The sequence below is a fragment of the Desulforhabdus amnigena genome (assembly GCF_027925305.1).
GTDB classification, from domain to species: domain Bacteria; phylum Desulfobacterota; class Syntrophobacteria; order Syntrophobacterales; family Syntrophobacteraceae; genus Desulforhabdus; species Desulforhabdus amnigena.
This window is the reverse complement of record NZ_BSDR01000001.1, coordinates 3,688,562-3,707,025: the sequence shown is the minus strand read 5'-3', so window position 1 is coordinate 3,707,025 and position 18,464 is coordinate 3,688,562. Positions and strand designations below refer to the sequence as shown.

13 protein-coding genes and 1 riboswitch are annotated in these 18,464 nt (G+C 51.3%); of the genes, 7 read left to right on the top strand and 6 right to left on the bottom strand.

The features are described from left to right. Window positions 1–117 precede the first annotated feature (117 nt). Window positions 118–663 carry a ferritin-like domain-containing protein gene (locus tag QMG16_RS15715; protein WP_281795761.1) on the bottom strand — a complete coding sequence of 182 codons (546 nt, stop codon included), beginning with the start codon at window positions 661–663 and terminating at the stop codon, window positions 118–120. A gap of 435 nt (window positions 664–1,098) precedes the next feature. After that, window positions 1,099–1,184: riboswitch (cyclic di-GMP riboswitch) on the top strand. Window positions 1,185–1,553: 369 nt separating this feature from the next. On the opposite strand from QMG16_RS15715, the gene QMG16_RS15710 reads away from it, so the two are divergent. The 7 genes from QMG16_RS15710 (at window position 1,554) to QMG16_RS15680 (ending at window position 9,556) form a co-directional block, all read left to right on the top strand. Further along, the gene (locus QMG16_RS15710; RefSeq protein ID WP_281795759.1) at window positions 1,554–2,027 is read left to right on the top strand and encodes a type IV pilin protein; all 474 of its coding nucleotides are present in this window, start codon (window positions 1,554–1,556) and stop codon (window positions 2,025–2,027) included. A 247-nt stretch (window positions 2,028–2,274) separates the two neighbouring features. Continuing rightward, window positions 2,275–2,601: a hypothetical protein gene (locus QMG16_RS15705; RefSeq protein ID WP_281795758.1), complete on the top strand. Its 327-nt coding sequence runs from the start codon at window positions 2,275–2,277 to the stop codon at window positions 2,599–2,601. Between the two features lie 49 nt (window positions 2,602–2,650). After that, complete coding sequence (locus tag QMG16_RS15700; protein WP_281795756.1) at window positions 2,651–6,844, top strand: Ser-Thr-rich GPI-anchored membrane family protein; 4,194 nt, start codon at window positions 2,651–2,653, stop codon at window positions 6,842–6,844. Then, window positions 6,841–7,356, top strand: coding sequence for a prepilin-type N-terminal cleavage/methylation domain-containing protein (locus QMG16_RS15695; RefSeq protein ID WP_281795754.1), 516 nt, complete (start codon window positions 6,841–6,843; stop codon window positions 7,354–7,356). The genes QMG16_RS15700 and QMG16_RS15695 overlap by 4 nt, the downstream gene beginning before the upstream one ends. Continuing rightward, window positions 7,331–7,744 (top strand): type IV pilus modification PilV family protein, encoded by a 414-nt coding sequence (locus QMG16_RS15690; protein WP_281795753.1) that lies wholly within the window; start codon window positions 7,331–7,333, stop codon window positions 7,742–7,744. Before QMG16_RS15695 ends, QMG16_RS15690 begins: the two co-directional genes overlap by 26 nt. Window positions 7,745–7,887: 143 nt before the next feature. Then, on the top strand, window positions 7,888–9,021 hold the full coding sequence (locus QMG16_RS15685; RefSeq protein WP_281795751.1) for a PilW family protein: 1,134 nt from the start codon (window positions 7,888–7,890) through the stop codon (window positions 9,019–9,021). Between the two features lie 4 nt (window positions 9,022–9,025). Continuing rightward, window positions 9,026–9,556 carry a hypothetical protein gene (locus QMG16_RS15680; protein WP_281795750.1) on the top strand — a complete coding sequence of 177 codons (531 nt, stop codon included), beginning with the start codon at window positions 9,026–9,028 and terminating at the stop codon, window positions 9,554–9,556. Between the two features lie 167 nt (window positions 9,557–9,723). Here QMG16_RS15680 and QMG16_RS15675 read toward each other — a convergent pair whose 3' ends face one another. The 5 genes from QMG16_RS15675 to acsC all read right to left on the bottom strand — a co-directional run bounded on the left by QMG16_RS15675 (window position 9,724) and on the right by acsC (window position 18,400). Next, a complete protein-coding gene (locus tag QMG16_RS15675) occupies window positions 9,724–11,373 on the bottom strand; it encodes a sensor histidine kinase (protein ID WP_281795749.1) in 1,650 nt (549 codons plus the stop codon). Between the two features lie 299 nt (window positions 11,374–11,672). Beyond that, window positions 11,673–12,605, bottom strand: coding sequence for an HpcH/HpaI aldolase/citrate lyase family protein (locus tag QMG16_RS15670; RefSeq protein ID WP_281795747.1), 933 nt, complete (start codon window positions 12,603–12,605; stop codon window positions 11,673–11,675). A 249-nt stretch (window positions 12,606–12,854) separates the two neighbouring features. Continuing rightward, window positions 12,855–15,605, bottom strand: coding sequence for a pyruvate, phosphate dikinase (gene ppdK, locus QMG16_RS15665; protein ID WP_281795745.1), 2,751 nt, complete (start codon window positions 15,603–15,605; stop codon window positions 12,855–12,857). A gap of 419 nt (window positions 15,606–16,024) precedes the next feature. Further along, window positions 16,025–16,909: a dihydropteroate synthase gene (locus QMG16_RS15660; RefSeq protein WP_281795743.1), complete on the bottom strand. Its 885-nt coding sequence runs from the start codon at window positions 16,907–16,909 to the stop codon at window positions 16,025–16,027. A 141-nt stretch (window positions 16,910–17,050) separates the two neighbouring features. Continuing rightward, on the bottom strand, window positions 17,051–18,400 hold the full coding sequence (gene acsC, locus QMG16_RS15655) for an acetyl-CoA decarbonylase/synthase complex subunit gamma (protein WP_281795742.1): 1,350 nt from the start codon (window positions 18,398–18,400) through the stop codon (window positions 17,051–17,053). Window positions 18,401–18,464: the final 64 nt, after the last annotated feature.

The window sequence follows — 18,464 nt, the reverse complement described above, 5'->3', positions numbered from 1 at the left end:
ATAGAGGTTTTCACGAGGTGTCAATCAAATAACCTGGGTTTTCTGGATTCCCGCCAAAAGCATGCGGGAATCCAAACGCTGAGCCTTCAAAACAGACAAGTCATTCCTTGACAATTCTTAGGCCGCTCCTCCTGCTCCATCCAATCTCCAGCCACCTTTTTCCATCATCCAGTTTTCCGTATCCACATAATAGAGCTTCAGGTCGGCAAGGAGCACGAAGTGTTCCCGCTCTTCCGAGATCATCCGCTCCAGCAATGCCCGCTCCACGGGGTCGGTTGCCCGTTTGAGTTCTTTTTCAAAAAATTCGATGGTCGCATTTTCCAGGTTCATGCCCGTTTCAATGGCCACCACATCGTCCAGACAAGCCTTGGGAAGCTTGCCGTGTTCCTTGGCCACTTTCCTGAGAAGCGTTTTCTTGTCGGCGCTTTCGAATGCATGAAACTTGCAGGTATCCGGGCCGATTTTCCCCTTCTTGAGCTCTTCATAGGCTGCCTGAAGGCTCTTGAGGTGTTCATCTTCAGCATTTACAAGCATCCGGAACGTCTCTATTCCGACCTGGTCGGGGCAGGATTTCATGGCGTCCTCGTACAATGCTTTTTTCTTTTCTTTCATTTCGACGGCAGTACAGAACATGTCAAGAGATGCTGATTCACTATTGCTCATGATACCCTCCTGCACAGTTGAAATATGCCTATCCCCCATCTTCTTAACGAAAACCTTTTATTTATATAAGAACTCCCACCGGACATGTCCATTCGTAATGCAAGTACTTTGATACGAAAGAATTTCGGTCACCATAGCCTTACCGAAAATCGGTCCCTTTCCGTCATCGAATGGAACAGAAAGGAAGGCACAAATATTGCTTTAGAACCTATCCAGAAACCACCTGTGGACTTTGCGACACCCCCCTTGGTCCCCCCTTGAGGGGGGAATTAAAGGGGGGTGTCCGCTGCCGAGGTAGGTTTTTGGATAGGCTCTTAATACTAATGCGACATTGTCACATTAGCCACGGAGACACGAAGAAAGACTTTCCAACTGAAATCTCCATGTTCTCCGTATCTCCGTGGTTTAAAGGAAAGCACCTCGAAAATATCGTTCGTTTGAAAATGGCAAACCAGTCGAAAGGCTGGGGCGCAAAGCTTCTGGCCTAAATCCTCACAGGATATGGCAGCGGGGTTGCCGGGCGAATGGAGCGCCTTCAGGGATGTGCATCGCAAAGCAAACCGCTTCGACAGGCACGCCGGGGAGGCCCGACCACGATACGTTCTTCCTGGCCCCCCGCAATCATTCCAAAGGCATCTTTTCCATCAAGAAGCTACAGATCCGGATTTTCAAACGGATTTGGCGGCATCGAGCCCATACAACCGGCCATGAAAATTACAAAAACCTATTATCTGATTTTTGGGACGCACACGGAAGACGTCATACCTGAGCAACACACTCTGTGATGCGGTTATCTGTGAGAGAGCTTTCCGAGGAAGACGGGGAGAGGGGCAACAGGCAGATCAAATAAACAAAAAGACGGGCGCAAATCCATACAGCTGAGGTTACCCATGAAAAAATGTCACACATTTTCAACGGAGGGATTCACTCTGGTGGAACTCATGGTCGTCGTTGCCATTACGGCCATATTGGCTTCCGTCGCCGTCCCTGCCTACATCAACCACATCAACCGGGTAAAACAGAGTGAAGCGGCAAGTCAACTGTTGACAGCCCGGATAGAGATGGAAGAATTCCTTTTGGACAACAACCGATATGCCGGAACGATCGGCTGCCTGCCCTCCTTCAACTCAAACCCTGCCTGTCTGGCTTCCTGCAGCGCCTGTACTCAAACCACACACAAGTTGAAATACTATTCGTTTTTCATAGAAAACGCGAGCACCACCCATTACAGAATCGCCAGTACGAGAAAAATCTACTCCTATGCACAAACGGATAAATTGATCATCAGCGCCAGTACACAAACTCCCAAGGTCTTGAATGAAGATGCCTTGAAATTTTCCGTTTACAAATGGCTGTTCGATTGATGGGATTTCGCATCAGGATCAACGATTCCCGGAAAGGCTTATTCAGACCTCTACCAACCGGACCATGTACTCATTCAAAAATTTTTGATTTTTTATAATAATAAAAACCACATAGAACTGATATGCTCAGAGCCGATCCACGCAAAAAATCGTCAAACGGTTGACTTTAAAGTCAAGAAATCAACATACAAAATATTTTTTGAACTCTTGATCGGACTTTAACTTAGAGGCACTCGAAGGAGACCATATGCTCAGAGCCCTGTGCATCACAACACTCATATTGGCTGTCTTAACATCTCTTTCTCATGCTTTTACCACGAAGGCAACGGGCATTCGACCCATGAACAAATCTCAAGCAATCAATGCCAAACCGGCACCTTCCATCCACACGGCGGTTAAAAACATTGTGCTACATAAAATAGAGGGAGGATACATCTATTCTCGAGACGGCCAGGCTTTTCAGATCAACCCCACCACTAAAATTATTGATAATTCGGATAAAAACAGCAGCAAAATGCGAATCGCGGAACTCTTTTTTCAAAGAGGAATATTAGTGGCCGTATCCATTAAATAGGGTTTTTCAGTGCAGCCTCTTAAAATAACTGCAATGATTAAGGATTCATATGAAAAGAAGCCTGATCGGTCTCATGACTATTGTTTTCCTGGCTCCGTGCTTTGCAAAAGTGGCTTGGGCCACAAAGCCCTCTAAATCCGCTACCATCAAAATCCTTTCCCCTCAAGGCGGGGAAAGCTTACTTGCAGGTACATCTCAGACCATTCAATGGGAGTACAAGAATGTTGGTCCCGGAGAAACCGTAACGATCAAACTTTTTGACGGGACCACTCCAGTTCAAACCATAAGCAGCGCCGCTTCTACCGGAAGTGATGGAACGGGATCGTACATTTGGCCGATCTTATCAAACCAGTCGACAGGAAATAACTATAAAATTAAAATCATTAGCAATGTTTATGATGTCAGCAGCACAAGCGGCACATTCTCCATAAGCTGCCAGTGCAACTCTCCTCCCTTCGCGAGCAGCGACATAAAGCCCAACGTTTTGATCATATTGGATAACTCTAACAGCATGGATGAAAACTTCTGGGGAGGAGCGGTTGGGTCCTACTCCTTTGCCGGTAAGTCACTGGTTGCAAGATTGGCTTTGAAAGAATTCGTGACGCAACTCAAAGACAAATTGAGAATAGGGTTGATGACCTACAAATTGAAGGACGATGTTGAAAAGCGGTATCTTCACAATGCGGCTTATTTTGCTTCATACAATCCGAAATCCTACTGCCCCAATCCACCGGCAGAATGCGTAGAGTATTGCCAGACAGGAGACAGTGCGAAGCAAGCGGCTTGCGTGGACGGATGCAAAAAAGGCAATGAACTCTTCGATCCCGATTATTTCGACGAGATCATAACCAACTATAGTACAGACAGCGAACGAAGAAACAGATATTGCAGCCTGGTATACCCGAAGGCGCAGCGCATCCCCAATCCCACGGACCGTTTGAATTACATTTATGTTAAACAGGCTTATCCTTACTATGATGTAAAGAACCAGGGAACCGGTTTTTTTTACTCAGAGAATTATAATCCTGACGAAGGGGGAGACACATATATTCCATATCTTACTAAAGTGGGGATAGACGATGGTTCCACAGGCTACTCCGATGGTCTTGCTCCTGTGTCGCTCGGACCTACCGATTCGGATTATGCTCTTGGATATCACGACTTTGGAAGGCGCATCCCCTGGTACTATGTGGGTGAAACCTGGTATTCCAACAGTTCGCCGGGGGGGGGATTCCTGCACGTCCCGGTCGGTGAGCTGAATGAGATAGTCGACGGCATAACCACCACGACGACGAATTACTCTTCGTTATTGGAAAAGCTCGGTCCCACGGCGGATGTCGAAACGGCCAATGAAGCAGACGTCCAGGCCGCTTACATGTTTTGCACGGCATCCGACAAAAACACGTGCTCGTACATCATCAATGCGGGCCTCACCCCGACGGCGGGCACATTGCAGACGGCCCTCGATTATTTCAAAGATGAAACAAACAGTCCTATCCAGGCAAGATGCCAGAAGAATTACATCATCTACGTCACGGATGGATTGCCCAGCGTCGATGAATCCGGCAGAACCGGCAATGCCGTTACACTTATGCCCACCGTATTGGAAAAATTGGACAGTCTTCGCACCACCATTACCAAGCCCTTTGCCGTCGACAACAATAGGGTAACCTATTCTTTCGATGTTAGAACATATGTTCTGGGAGTCGGGCTCTCCGACTCGGCAAAAAGCCAGCTCGACACCATGGCTGTCCACGGAGGCACCGCCGTCAACGGGCATGCATATTATGCCGATGATCCCGGCAAACTGATAGATGCACTGAGCACCATTTTCAGTAACATACTTTCACAAACTTCTTCGGGAACCTCCGTATCCATCCTTTCCGAAAAGGCCCAACAGGGGGCCAACATGATGCAGGCCGTGTTCTATCCCTCCAAGAAATATGGCGATTCGAACAACTGGTTGAACTGGACGGGGTATCTCTACGATTACTGGTTTTATGTATCGAAAACCGAATCCAATCTGAGGGAAGATACCGAGCAGAACAATATCCTGGATCTCGATGCCGACTACGGCCTGACATTCGATTTCGATACAGCGAAGAGTCAACTTTTAATACAACGATGGCAAGATCTCAATGGAGACGGAAATCTCACGGAGGATGCAACAGTGGGTGATCCCATCACCCTGGATGAGGTTGCCGCTATCTGGGAGGCTGGAGAGCTGCTTTCCAGGCGTTCGGGGTTGGATAGTGACTCGGATCCCCCTCCCCCGGATCCCAGAAAAATCTATACGGTAAGCTCTTCAAATCAGCTCGTTGAATTCAAAGCCGCCAACCTTGATGACTTTAAAACTTATTTGGGCGCTCCCGGTTCCTTTGCCGGTTGCCTCAAAGGAGCCGATGATAACGCGACTCTCGCCAATCTTGTCGACTATGTACGCGGCACCGACATCGCGGAATGCCGAAACAGAAGCTTTTCCATCCAGGAAGGAAGCACCACAAATACCTATACCTGGAAGCTCGGAGACATTGTCTATTCCACTCCCAAGGTTGAAAGCGATTATAAATACTGCTACGACAGCACAGCTCAGCAATTCACCAGCACTCTCTGCACAACGGATACACAGTGTGGAACATCTGGAACATGCAAGAAAAAGGAAAGCGTCGTCTTTGTAGGAGCCAATGACGGCATGCTGCATGCCTTCAAGACAGGGATACTGAGTAAGAATAAATCCGGGCTGTCGGACAAACAGGCGGCAAAGCTCGAAGGAACGGAGTTTGGCAAGGAACTCTGGGCATTCATTCCCAAAAATATCCTTCCCTATTTAAGGTGTCTCGCAAATTCCGACTACTGCCATTTGAGTTACGTGGACCTTTCTCCCCACATCGTCACCATGGGAAACAAGAGGGTTCTGATCGGCGGAATGCGGCTGGGAGGGGGAACTTGCGATGCGAGTCAGCTCACGGGCATCCCGTGTGACGCCCCTTCAGACACCTGTTCCGCGATATCCTGCACCAGTTGGGATTCGTGTTTCAATCCAAGCAATTGTGTGGGGCTCTCATCCTATTTCGCACTCGACATCACGGACGCGGAATCGCCGCAACTGCTGTGGGAGTTCAGCCATCCACAGCTTGGCTACAGCTATTCGGGTCCCGCGGTGATCCACAGAAAGGTCAAATCCGCTTCCGGAAACCTGGCAGAAAAATACTTCGTGATGTTTCTTTCAGGCCCAACGTCGAGGAATGGCACCTCGAACCAGACCCTGAAGGCCTTCATCCTCTCCCTGGACGACCAGCTGAAGCTTCCCTCCAACGGCCTGTACGTTCATACGTTCGGAACGAACACAAAATACGCCTTTGGAGGAAGGCTTTTCACCAACGGTTTGGATATAAATGAAGATGGGTATACCGATTTTGTGCTCTTTGGATACAGTGACGGTGATCAAAAAGAAACTATCGGTGCATTCAGCGGAGGCATCATAAAACTCTGGACAGGGGATCACGATACGACAGACACGACTCCGGAGCCCCGAAGCTGGGAATTTAAGGAACCGTTCTATAACGCAGGGCAGCCCATTACGGCCAAGGTTGAGGCCATGAAGTGCTTCAACCAGTGGTATGTTTATTTCGGCACTGGAAGATACTTCATCAAGGATGACAACCCGGATCACAACCAGTCGAATTCGATCTATGGAATCCCATTCCTTTGTACCGCCAATGACACAGATTGCTCTACGATCAATTTCGGACACGCAAGCAGCACATTCTGCGAAAGCCTCAGCAAAAAGGCGCAACAAATGGCATGGAACTGGCCGTTGGAGATACCGGTGGACACAGGCTACTACAAGGAGCGGTGCATCACGGATCCCACTGTGTCAAGCCAAGACATTGTCTACTTCACCACGACGGAACCGACATCCGATCCGTGCAGCTTCGGAGGCCGGTCCAGGATCTGGGGGCTGAACTGCGCGACGGGGGAAGCGATCGCCGACGAAACCTGTCCCTTATATGTCGTAAGGAATACGGACGGAGCGATCTACCTGCAGACATCCACCGGAGCGATCACCAAGATCAGCGCCGATCCTTCCAATTCGTCATTCACCTGCGGAAAAACAAAAGACACCGATGCGACCGGGAAGACCTCGGAATGGATCCCTGGAATTCCGCCCGAAAGCGCCCCTCCCCTGGTGCCTCCTTTTTCATTGAAAACGGGGAAAATTTTGCATTGGATCGAAAAATGAAAAAGTATAACGGGTTTTCTCTCATCGAAGCCATGGTCGTTCTCGCGATTTTTGCCCTCGTGATTACTTTCGGCATCCCAGCCTTTTCCACATGGAATAAAAAGCAGAGTGCAGAAGGGCAAATATCAAAACTTTACAATGACCTGCAATATACCAGAATGAAAGCTTACAGTGACAAAGTAGTCTGCGGAATATGGTGGGGAGGTTCCAGTACTTTCACCAGCTACATCCTGAAAGAAGATGGAGATTCGGCATCAGGGACAGCGCCGGACGGGGACATCGACGATGCATCCGGAACGGACGAGTTCATTGAAACCGTAGCTTCAAAATATTCAATCACCACCACAAACAATGCAACCAACAGGCTGGAATTTAATGGAAGAGGCTTTAGCAGGAACCTTGCAAGTTTTTACATTCCCTCCTCTTCCGGCGCGGCACAGGACTGCCTGACGGTTTCACGGACCAGAATCATAATGGGAAGGTGGAATGGAACAAACTGCATTCCTAAATGACAAAGGATTCACACTCATAGAAGTCCTCGTGGCCATGGTCATCCTGCTCCTGGGACTGATGGGGTCGCTCTTCGGGGTCATGACCGCGCTGAATTATAATCTGGGGAACCTCCTTCGAAATGAAGCCATGACCATCGCCCAGGAACGAATGGAAAATATCAGAAATATAAATTCCGCCACACTGGATGTCGCTATCGATACCATGCCGACCAGTGAGACGGTCCAAAGACAGGTCAGAAAAGCCATGCGGCCGTTTCAGGTAACGACGGATGTCGTTCCCAAAGACAAGGGCAAGGATTTGTACCATGTGTCAGCCACCGTGCAGTGGACGTTCAGAAGCAAAACCCACTCATACAACCTGAACACCGTAGTGAGACCATACAAATGAACTATCAAAAGGCAGCAATTCTCATTTTGAAAAACCTGCACCCCCCTACCCCCCTCGAGGGGGGAATTTTTAAGATAAAATCCCCCTTTGAAGGGGGATCGAGGGGGATGTCGGAAATGCCGATATCACGAAAGACATCCAAAATGAGAATTGCTGATCAAAAGGGCATGACCCTTGTAGAGATACTGGTGAGCCTTGTCGTCCTTCTGATCGTCATCGGCGGGGCCGGCGCAGCATATTTGAAGCTTTTGAAAGGGTTTAAAACCCAAAGCAAGGTTTCTGAAAGTTACACGGAGAATTTGGCTGCGAGGGAACTTCTGCGGTACGACATTGAAATGGCCGGCTATGGATTGCCTTACGACCTGACAAACTTAAGCAGTCCGAAATACAATGAAGCGGTTTCCAATGGAGCAGTATCACCGGATCCACCGGACCCGGCCTCGTTCAATGACGCTCCGGACAACATTCCCAGACCCTTCGCTTTTTCAGACAACCAGGGCCAAAATAGCTCCGACGTACTGGTGATCAAATCACAAGCAGCCGGTATCAATAAGACAAGCCGCAAATGGTCCATTCTTTATTACGACAGCGCCACCAGCCAGTGGAAAATCAAAAAGTGGAACAATACCGAGCAGGATTTCGGCAATCCAGACAGGTTCATTATACTGGATACATCCAGGGCCTTACAGAAGACCAGCACCAACTGGTACTTCACCTTTCTAGCAGCATATTATTCGGATGCCTCAGCTCTGGCTATTCCAGGCACTACAGCAAACCTCAACCTGGTCTATGGGGTCGATCCGGACACAAATCTGCGCATGCCCTTCAACCGGGTGGATTACTACCTCAAGAAACCGGATAGCAACTTCCCGAGCAGATGCTACGAGAACAGTTACATCCTCTATCGGAGCACGATCAACCAAGGTGACGGAGCGCGAAACGAAGAACCTCTGATGGATTGTGTCATGGACTTTCAGGTGGCTTTTGGACTGGACACGGACGGAGACCGAAATATGGAACCATGGATAACCGATCTGAACACCATAGCCGATACAAATGGAAACGGAACCGCAGACGAAATACGCAACCAGGTGCGTCAAGTGAGCGTTTCCATATTGTTCCACGAAGGGAGAAAAGACGATACCTTCCAGTTTTCCGGAAGCCTGAATTTGTCCGATGTTGCCGCCTTGGGGAGCTTCACGCCCACAGGGGATGCTGTTCACTATCGTTGGAAAGTGCTGCAATTGGCCATCAAGCCAATGAATTTGATGGAATAAAAATATGTCTCACAACACCCCCAAAAATGAGAGAGGCATCGCCCTCATCACCACGCTGCTATTGATGGTGATGGGCTTCGCCGTTGTGGTGATCCTTCTTCACCTGGTCACCCAGGGAACAAAAATCTCCGGCATCGAGCAACGCTATTCCACCGCACTCGAGGCATCCAAAGGTGGAGAGTATGTCATTATCGACACCATTCTAAATGACGGTACCCTCAACGACGACCTCATCGCATCGGGCAACATCCTCGACGATGCATTCAACGCCGACTGCCTGTACCAAAAATTGACCAAAGTTACTTCTGCATCTCCCAAAGTGAACTGGCCTTCCTGTACCGACTACGCATCGACCACAGATCCAACGAAGGACCCCGATGTGATTCTCAATCTGAGCAATTACCAAGTTTCCATAAAAATCGTCGATACAAAGGAGACCAGCGAGGCTTTTATCTACACGATAAATGTCCGGGCCCAGGTGCCAAACAGCCCGGAACACAGTGAGATTTCCTTCCTTTATCAGGTGGACAAATAGACTCACACCCTGTACGGAGGAATCCCAGAAGAATTCCAAAATCTTCTCCGTGCCCCCCGTGTCTCCGTGGTGAATAACGGGATATTGGAATCCGCCAAATCCCTAAGCCTGAAGCCTATCCGAGATGGGCCGCACATTCACGGCCTTGTCCGCTCGAACCTTCACCTTCAGGTCGCAGTCGTTTGCACGGGCAAGGCCCCGCTCTCCCCGGAAGGCAGCGGAAAGACAATCCGAAAGGTCGTCCCCTCTCCGGGGGTGGAATCCAGCTCGATATAAGCCCCGTGCTTTTCGAGAATTTGGCGGGAAATACTCAAACCCAACCCCGTTCCTTCCGGTTTTCTCGTAAAGAAGGGATCGAAAATCCGGCTCCTGTCCTCTTCCAGAATTCCCGGCCCGGTATCACTCAATTCCAGCACCAGGGCGGTGGGGGCTTTCTGGTATTCCGTCTTGATGGAGAGCTTCCCCCCACCCGTCATCGCCTCGATGGCATTGAGGATCAGGTTCATCACCACCTGGCTGATCTGGCTGAAGTCCATGACAAGAGTGGGTATATCCTTTTCCAGCTCCAGGGACACTTCCACGTTGGCCTTGCGCAGATGCACCTTGGCGAGATCATGGCAGTACCGAACGACATCATTGAGCTGGTTGGGCAGAAACTGGGGCTCGCGCGGCCTTGCAAAGAGGAGGACCTGCTGGACGATCCGGTCGATTTTCTTGATTTCCTGCACCATATCATCAAACATCTGTTCCTGGGCAGGATCAAGGGAGAGTTCCCGCAGCAGCATCTGTGCATTGAAATTGATGGTTGCAAGGGGGTTTCGAATCTCGTGTGCAATTCCTGCAGCCAGGGTCCCCAAAGCCTTGAGGCGATCGCTCTGCTGAAGCCTTTGCTCCAGCTTTCTGGCCTCCGTGGCGTCCTTTTCGTAATAAACCACACGCTCCAGGGTCCCCGTCGGATTGAAAACCGGGAACGCGTAAAAGTGATAGTAACCTCCCCAACGGGGATGGGGGCCCTCCCGCCGAACAGGCTGCCCGCTCCACAGGCAGGCCCAGATGGCGCATTCCGGGTGAGGCTGCTCCATATTGTAAAGAATATTCGTGTACTTTTTCCCGATCAGTTCTTTCGAATCGCCATAGACCATTTCACTGGTGCGGTTGACCCGGTAGATGCGCATCCGCGTATCTACCAGAAAGATACTGTGCTGAATGGCGTCAAAACTGATTTCCAGCTCGCTCTTCGCCCTCTCCACAGATTCGAAGAGTTGCGCATTTTCAATGGACACCCCCAGTTGCTGACCGATGGTCGTCAGGAGTTCACTGCGATCCGGTTTGAGCTGCAAGGGTCCATCGTTGGTCACGTAGAGAAGGCCCAACACCTTCTTCTGGGTCATCAAAGAGATAGAGATGATCTCTTCGATCCCCTCCTCCCTCATACGATCCCTTAGCCTGGAGAAAACAATCTTACCGATGGGCAGCCACCTGACAGGATTTTTGAAGTAATACCCCTCGATGAGCTTCCTGGGCGCTGAAAGGAATTTGATACTGTTGGCGAGCGTGTAGGAAACGCCGTGATGTGCCGCCAATTCCAGCAGCAGTTGGTCCGCCTGGACCTCCTTGAGGAGATAGATCGCCCCCATTTTGAACTCGAGATTGCTCAAAATGGCCATCAACGCTTTTTGAAGAACGTCCTGAAGATGAGGGGAACCATGAAGGGCGGAAGAGATATCGTAGAGTATTTGCAGTTCGTAGCGTTGCTGCAGGCATGCTTCCCGTGAAAGAATCGGACAGGAAAAGGACTTTTGTTGATTGGATTCCATCGACTTACACCAATCTTCTGCCATGCGGGTAAAACTGTGTTCCCAGGATCCAATAAAAGATGCCGAGGGCCGGTTCCTCTGTCTCAATGCCTATCCAGGCACTTCTCAACCTCAATGTTGTTGAATCATGCTCTCAACGGTCGATAATTGCACTTTTGCAGGAGTGGCGGGGACGCCGCTCCTGCATGACGATCAACATGAGAGGATCAAAAGCCTCAATTTTATCGGTGCAGAGTATCGTTCCTTTACAGGCCTTTACAGAAAGGGATAGCAGGCGGCTGCGGAGTGAAAACAGCCGATTACGCTTTCCCCTGGATGGCTTCCCATTGGGAACAAACCACTCTGGCGACCCGAATGGAAGCGGCGTCCACCATTTTGCCATCGATGGCGAGCGAACCGCATCCCTCTGCCTGGGCTTTCCCGTAAGCTTCGAGGATCCTTTGCGACCGTTCCACATCCTCCAGCGAAGGGGTGAACATCTCGTTTACCACCTGAAGCTGGTTGGGATGAATCACCCACTTACCATCATAACCCAGAGCGGCGCTAAGTAAACAGGAGCGTTTCAAACCTTCTTCATCCTTATAGTCGCCGTAAGGAGCGTCGATGGCCGCTAAACCTGCAGCCTTGGCCGCCATGGCCATGCGGCTGAGGGGGAAATGCCAGCGGTGACCCGGGTAAAAATCTTCCTTGTCACCATGCCCGCTCACCCCTTTGCTTTTCATGGTGAGAGATGCCCCGTAATCGGCCACTCCGAATACGAGGGCTTCGAGGCGAGGAGAGCTGAAGGCGATCTCTTCCACATGCATCATGCCCATGGCTGTTTCTATGGAAGCTTCCAGGCCGATGGGTTTGGTGAATCCCATGCGCATTTCGATCTGAGTGAGGAGATAGTCGATGGCCTTGATCTCGCCGGCATCGTTGACCTTGGGCACAATGATGACATCCAGGCGGTCTCCCGCAGCTTCCACCACATCGATGATATCCCTGTAGGCAAAGGGAGTATCCATGGAATTGATGCGGTAAGCGCGCACCTTGTCCTTCCAGTCCTGTTCCTTCAGGGCCTCGACCACGCGTTTGCGGGCTTCTTCCTTTTCCTGAACGGGGACGCTATCCTCCAGATCCAGCATGACAAGGTCGACCGGAAGGGTAAAAGCTTTGTGAACCATCTTTTCACGGTTGGCTGGAACCGACAGAATCGAGCGACGTAAGCGAATGGGCTGTTCCACTTGCATCTCCTAACGTTCTCAACACCCCATCCACATTCAAAACGGTAGCGCCGCCTTCCACGGCGGCGCAGGAAGGGATGGAATGCCGGCAATGGCGGTTTTCACATAAATACCCGTTTGCAAGACACAATGAACGCCGCCATGGAAGGCGGCGCTACCGGGTATAAGGAAAATCTGCTCGCTCAAGTCAACGCGCCCATGATGCTCCAGCACGGGAAGCTGGATTCAGGGCTGCGTGACCGCCATCTTGAACCCTCAGCACTTGTTTTTGGACCGGATGGCCGCCTGAGCCGCAGCCAGACGGGCTACCGGCACACGGTACGGTGAACAACTCACGTAGTCCAATCCGATGCGGTGGCAGAAGTCCACGGAAGAGGGTTCCCCACCATGCTCTCCACAGATCCCGATCTTGAGGTCCGGCCTGGTGGCGCGTCCTTTCTTGACGGCAATTTCCATCAAACCGCCCACACCCACCTGGTCCAGTTTTTCAAAGGGGTCGTATTCCCAGATGCGCGCATCCAAGTAATCGGGCAGAAATTTGCCCGCATCGTCGCGGCTGATCCCAAAAACCGTCTGGGTCAAGTCATTGGTTCCAAAAGAGAAAAACTCTGCGACTTCGGCGATTTCATCCGCCGTCAATGCGCCCCGGGGCACTTCGATCATGGTCCCCACGCGATAATTGACGGAAACGCCATAGCGTTCCATGACTTCACGGGCCACGTCATCCACGACCTTTCGCTGGTTTTTCAGTTCCGAAACATGGCCCACCAGGGGAATCATGATTTCCGGCTGAACATCCACTCCCTCTTTTTTCACTTCACAGGCAGCCTCCATGATGGCTTGAGCCTGCATCGCCGTTATCTCAGGGTAGACGATGCCCAACCGGCAGCCTCTATGTCCGAGCATGGGATTGGCTTCATGGAGACTTTCCACTTTTGCCTTCAACCGTTCTACGTGAACCAGCATTTCAGTGGCCAGCTTCTGGATATCTTTATCTTCATGCGGCAGGAATTCATGCAGCGGGGGATCCAGGGTCCGGATGGTCACCGGTTTTCCCTTCATCACCCGAAAAATGCCCTTGAAGTCTTCTTTTTGCATGGGAAGCAGCTTGGCCAGGGCACGCTTTCTCCCTTCCACATCATCGGCAAGAATCATCTCACGAACTGCGTCGATGCGGTTGCCTTCAAAAAACATGTGCTCGGTCCGGGTGAGCCCGATACCTTCAGCCCCGAATGCGAGGGCCACTTCCACCTGGTTGGGCTGATCGGCATTGGTCCAGACGCCCAGGCGGCGACATTCATCCGCCCAGCCCAGAAGTTCCATATAATCCTGATAAACTTGAGACTTTGCCGAATCCATCTTTTTGTCGATGATGACACTCAAGACTTCCGAAGGTTGCGTGGGGATCTGCCCCACAAAGACTTCACCCGTCGTACCGTCCAAGGAGAGCCAGTCCCCTTCGCGGACGATACGGTCGCCCACCATCATGCGATGATTCCGGTATTCGATCTCGAGGGCATTACAACCGACCACGCACACTTTCCCCATCTGGCGGCCCACGAGAGCGGCGTGAGAGGTCATTCCACCCCTTGCGGTAAGGATTCCCTGGGACGCGTGCATCCCTCGGATGTCTTCAGGAGAGGTCTCCAAGCGCACCAAAATGACCTTCTCTCCCCGCTTGGCCCATTCTTCGGCATCAGGCGCATTGAACACCACACGGCCTGTTGCGGCGCCCGGCCCCGCGTTCAGGCCCTTTGCCAGGAGCGCCTTGTTTCTCACCGCTTCTTCCTTGGCTCTTGGATCGAAAATGGGGCGAAGGAGCTGATTCAACTGGTCGGGGTCCACCCGCATGAGGGCTTCGTCCTTGGAAATGATTCCCTCCCGCACCATGTCCACGGCAATCTTGAAGGAAGCAAACCCCGTGCGCTTTCCCGTACGTGTCTGGAGCATCCAGAGCTTTCCCTTCTGAATGGTGAACTCGATATCCTGCATGTCGCGATAGTGCCGGTCGAGCGTTGTGCGCACACGCTCCAACTGCTGATAGATTTCCGGCATGGTTTCTTCCAGGGAGAGTGTGTTCGGATCCGTCTTCTGGGCCTTGTTGATGGGCTGGGGGGTACGAATCCCCGCCACCACGTCTTCCCCCTGTGCATTGATGAGGTACTCCCCGTAGAAGACATTTTCTCCAGTGGCCGGATTGCGAGTGAATCCAACGCCGGTCCCGCAGTCTTCCCCCATATTACCGAAAACCATGGCCTGAATGTTCACGGCGGTCCCCATGTCAGACGGGATGTTGTTCAGTTCCCGGTAGGCAATGGCGCGCGGATTGTTCCAGGAACCGAACACCGCTCCAATGGCGCCCCAGAGCTGTTCCATGGGATCCTGTGGAAAGACCACGTCCTTGTGGGCCCGAATGAGTGTTTTGTACCTCTCCACGAGTTCCTTTAAATCCGAGGCGGGCAGTTCGCTGTCGAATTCGACCTTCCGACGTTTTCGCATCTCTTCGATGATCTGGTCGAAGGGATCCATTTCGTCCTTGTGCACGGGTTTCAACCCCAGGACCACGTCGCCGTACATGGCCACAAAACGCCGGTAACAGTCATAAGCAAAACGTTCGTCCCGGGTCTCCTTCATGAGCCCGAGCACGGTTTGATCATTCAATCCGAGGTTGAGGACCGTATCCATCATGCCGGGCATGCTGCTCGCTGCGCCTGAACGCACAGAAACCAGAAGGGGATTGTCCGGATCACCGAATTTGCGCCCCATCATCTCTTCGAGTCTGCGCAGAGCATCCTCCACCTGACCCTTCAATTCCGGTGGATACTGCTGATTATTTTGATAATAATAGGTGCAAATCTCGGTTGTGATGGTAAACCCGGGAGGAACCGGAATTCCAAGGTTCGTCATTTCCGCTATGTTGGCTCCCTTGCCTCCCAGCAGATTCTTCATTTGTGCGTTCCCGTCGGCTTTTCCTCCACCAAAAAAGTAGACGTATTTATGGGCCATAGTGTATCCTCCCCCTCTTACAGCAAGCTTTTCGCATTTCATTTGAGTCAATATACGGGCAATTTCCGATAAGCTGTTTGTTGATCCCTCCAACCATTATCCACAAGTCCGGAAGGTGCCGCAAGATCATAATCGCAGCGCAAGTCTGCCTTAATTAAATACTTTTCGACACAATAGCAACAACGAAAAATCGAAAATTCCCTCATCTGCCCGCTCATGCACTATTTTTTGAATGAGGAAGAGAGGATCTGCCCCGTAAAAACCTATGATTTGGAAAGGAAAACAGACCCGAAGGGCCTTTTGGAAAATCGGAAAGGCTTGCCTGGTTTTGACCTTCCCCCCGGAGGGGGAAGGAGTACGGAAGAAAGTGTTGATTTATGAAACAGTGGAGGGCATTCGAACCGGCTATTTTTTTGATCTTAGACTTCAAGCCAGGAATCAGAATAGAGTGTGTGACCCAGAATTACTTTTGCGGTCTTGACATAATCTGCCTCTTCCTTGGAAAGAGAGCTCATGTCAATGGCTTCGCCGTCTTCCACCTTGTGGACCAGAGCTTCCAGTTCGGGATGTTTGCCTCTGGCGATCTCGTGGAGTTTCTTATCAAAACAGTCAACGATGGCCGAATAGAGACCGTGCCGCTTCAATATGATCAGCATGACCTGGTTTAAAATGGGCCTCAGGTGATCCGGAGGACCGTTGGATACATTGGAAAGACCGATGGTGCTGCGACACCCCGGCGCGATGTCCTGGAACATTTTCATGAACTCCAAAACGCTCATGATCTGTATCTGCTGCACATTCACAGGGGTTTGGATGGGGTCCACATACATGCGTTCGGGGGCAATCCCGAACTCGCCCTCGGCCTTGTATACGATTTCCGAGCAGAGGGCTCCGCGTTCGTTTTCATCGCGCGGCATGCCTTCGGGTCCCCAAAGGAGCGCCACAAAATCGGCGTCATATTCTTTGGCCAGGGGAAGCAGGGCTTCCATGCGCTCGGGGCGCACCATAATGGAATTGATGAGGGGCCTGCCCTTTTTGTGCGCTTTGAGCCCGGCCGCGATGGCTTTGATGTTTGAGGTGTCCAAGGAAAGAGGAAGATCCACGACTTCATGCACAACAGGCACAAGCCATGCCATGAGTTCTTCACCGATCTTCCCTGCAGGTCCGATATTGAGATCGATCCAATCCATCCCGGCTTCGGCCTGCTGGATGGCAAGCTCCTGGAGCGGTTTTGCGTTTTTTTCCTTTAATGCCTTCCCGTATATGTTGCTCATAATGTTTAAATTTTCACCAATGAGCTTCATTCCATCTTCCTCCTTCGGGCACTGCGACGATTGTTTGTCTGCTTGCTTGCTCATTTCTATCCGCGACTGCCTCATGGAGGGCAGCCGAAAGCAATGAGCCGACCCTCGGATAACGGCTGGCCGGCTCGAAATTTCGTAATCTTAAGGCTTCCATACCTTGAGGAATTTAGGTATCTGGCTGGCTTCCCTGGGTCCCACGCTTATGGTCCATCCGCCGAGCTCTTCTTCAAGCTCACCGCTGATGCCCGCCGCATAGCCGGGAATGATGATGTTGGTGTGTTTCACCTTGTCTTTGATACCACACTTGTTGATAAAACTCCCGACACTTTCTCCCGAGAACTTGCCGGCGGCCCAGGCCGTCATGACGGAAAGGCCTTCCGTATCCTGAACACAAAGCCAGGAAGGTACACGGCTCGATTCAATTTCACCCGAGACGATAAAATAGGTCAAGGAAAAATTACAGGTAACCAGTACCGGAGAATTCTCATCGGGATTGTTGATGGGATAAATTCCCTGTTCGGCAGTCATGGGCCGTTGCGGGTCGGTATAGATATTCAACCGCTCCAGGAAAAGCGGAAAGAGACTGTGCGGCTGAAAATCGCTCATGGTGATCACAGCACCGTATTTGGCGATGAAGGTTGCAGCCACCAGAGACTCGTTCATCAGGTCGTCCGCCATTTCATGGGCCATGATGATGGTGGGAAAACCCAGCGGGCGGTATTTGTCCTTCAAGGCGGCCCGGCGGATGAGGATCTGCTCCTCGAAGACCTTTTTCAGATCACGGCTTCCGGTGTCGATGACCAGGTCCTTGAGTCCCATTCCGGTGAGTTTTTCCGTCAAGGCGGCCACACTGTCCAGGCTTCCATCCCCCTTGACCACCAAGGGACAGGCCACTTCCTTGGCCAGCTCCCCGAGAGCGTCGGCATTGGCTGCGGTAGCTGCATAAAGGAGCGGCTTCTTGTCCTTCAGTTCCGATGCGGCGGCCTTCAGCACATCCACCTTGTCGGATTTCAAGATCAGGCTGGCGCCCGTTCCATCGGATACCTTCTTTGCCAATCCAACGAATTTGGCGGCATCCCCCGATGCGTCGTTTACGAGAAACATCTCGGCCCGCAGGGTCAAACCGACACGATCGTACTGAGCGGCCTTGAACCGGTCCATCTTGCCTTGAACCGAGGCGTCATCCTCATCTGTGCTCACCATGGCGGCCAACCCCGGAGGATTCACGAAGGTCTTTTCATGGCGGAACATAACGGTTTCGCCACCCACCTTGACCGCATAGTCGCCGGTTCCAATGGTCAGGGGTCTGATCGGCGGAGCAGACTCCGACGCCAGTTTTTCCTTGGCTTCTTCGGAGACGTAGGGGCATTTTTCCAATTCCGCCTTGCCTGCTGCCAGATTCATGGCAAAGGCCAGGCAGGTCGGAACTCCACACTCCCCGCAATTGGTTTTGGGAAGTAACTTAAAAATCTGTATACCCGTTAAGCCCATCTGTTTCTCTCCTCAACACAGTTCGCATTCAACTCAGATGACCATCGCAGACAAGCAGGGGGAA

What these genes read in the sequence shown, in the direction of transcription:
- QMG16_RS15715 (WP_281795761.1), bottom strand. Translation starts at nt 663, where the DNA reads ATGAGCAATAGTGAATCAGCATCTCTTGACATGTTCTGTACTGCCGTC.
- QMG16_RS15710 (WP_281795759.1), top strand. Translation starts at nt 1,554, where the DNA reads ATGAAAAAATGTCACACATTTTCAACGGAGGGATTCACTCTGGTGGAA.
- QMG16_RS15705 (WP_281795758.1), top strand. Translation starts at nt 2,275, where the DNA reads ATGCTCAGAGCCCTGTGCATCACAACACTCATATTGGCTGTCTTAACA.
- QMG16_RS15700 (WP_281795756.1), top strand. Translation starts at nt 2,651, where the DNA reads ATGAAAAGAAGCCTGATCGGTCTCATGACTATTGTTTTCCTGGCTCCG.
- QMG16_RS15695 (WP_281795754.1), top strand. Translation starts at nt 6,841, where the DNA reads ATGAAAAAGTATAACGGGTTTTCTCTCATCGAAGCCATGGTCGTTCTC.
- QMG16_RS15690 (WP_281795753.1), top strand. Translation starts at nt 7,331, where the DNA reads ATGGAACAAACTGCATTCCTAAATGACAAAGGATTCACACTCATAGAA.
- QMG16_RS15685 (WP_281795751.1), top strand. Translation starts at nt 7,888, where the DNA reads ATGAGAATTGCTGATCAAAAGGGCATGACCCTTGTAGAGATACTGGTG.
- QMG16_RS15680 (WP_281795750.1), top strand. Translation starts at nt 9,026, where the DNA reads ATGTCTCACAACACCCCCAAAAATGAGAGAGGCATCGCCCTCATCACC.
- QMG16_RS15675 (WP_281795749.1), bottom strand. Translation starts at nt 11,373, where the DNA reads ATGGAATCCAATCAACAAAAGTCCTTTTCCTGTCCGATTCTTTCACGG.
- QMG16_RS15670 (WP_281795747.1), bottom strand. Translation starts at nt 12,605, where the DNA reads ATGCAAGTGGAACAGCCCATTCGCTTACGTCGCTCGATTCTGTCGGTT.
- ppdK (WP_281795745.1), bottom strand. Translation starts at nt 15,605, where the DNA reads ATGGCCCATAAATACGTCTACTTTTTTGGTGGAGGAAAAGCCGACGGG.
- QMG16_RS15660 (WP_281795743.1), bottom strand. Translation starts at nt 16,909, where the DNA reads ATGAAGCTCATTGGTGAAAATTTAAACATTATGAGCAACATATACGGG.
- acsC (WP_281795742.1), bottom strand. Translation starts at nt 18,400, where the DNA reads ATGGGCTTAACGGGTATACAGATTTTTAAGTTACTTCCCAAAACCAAT.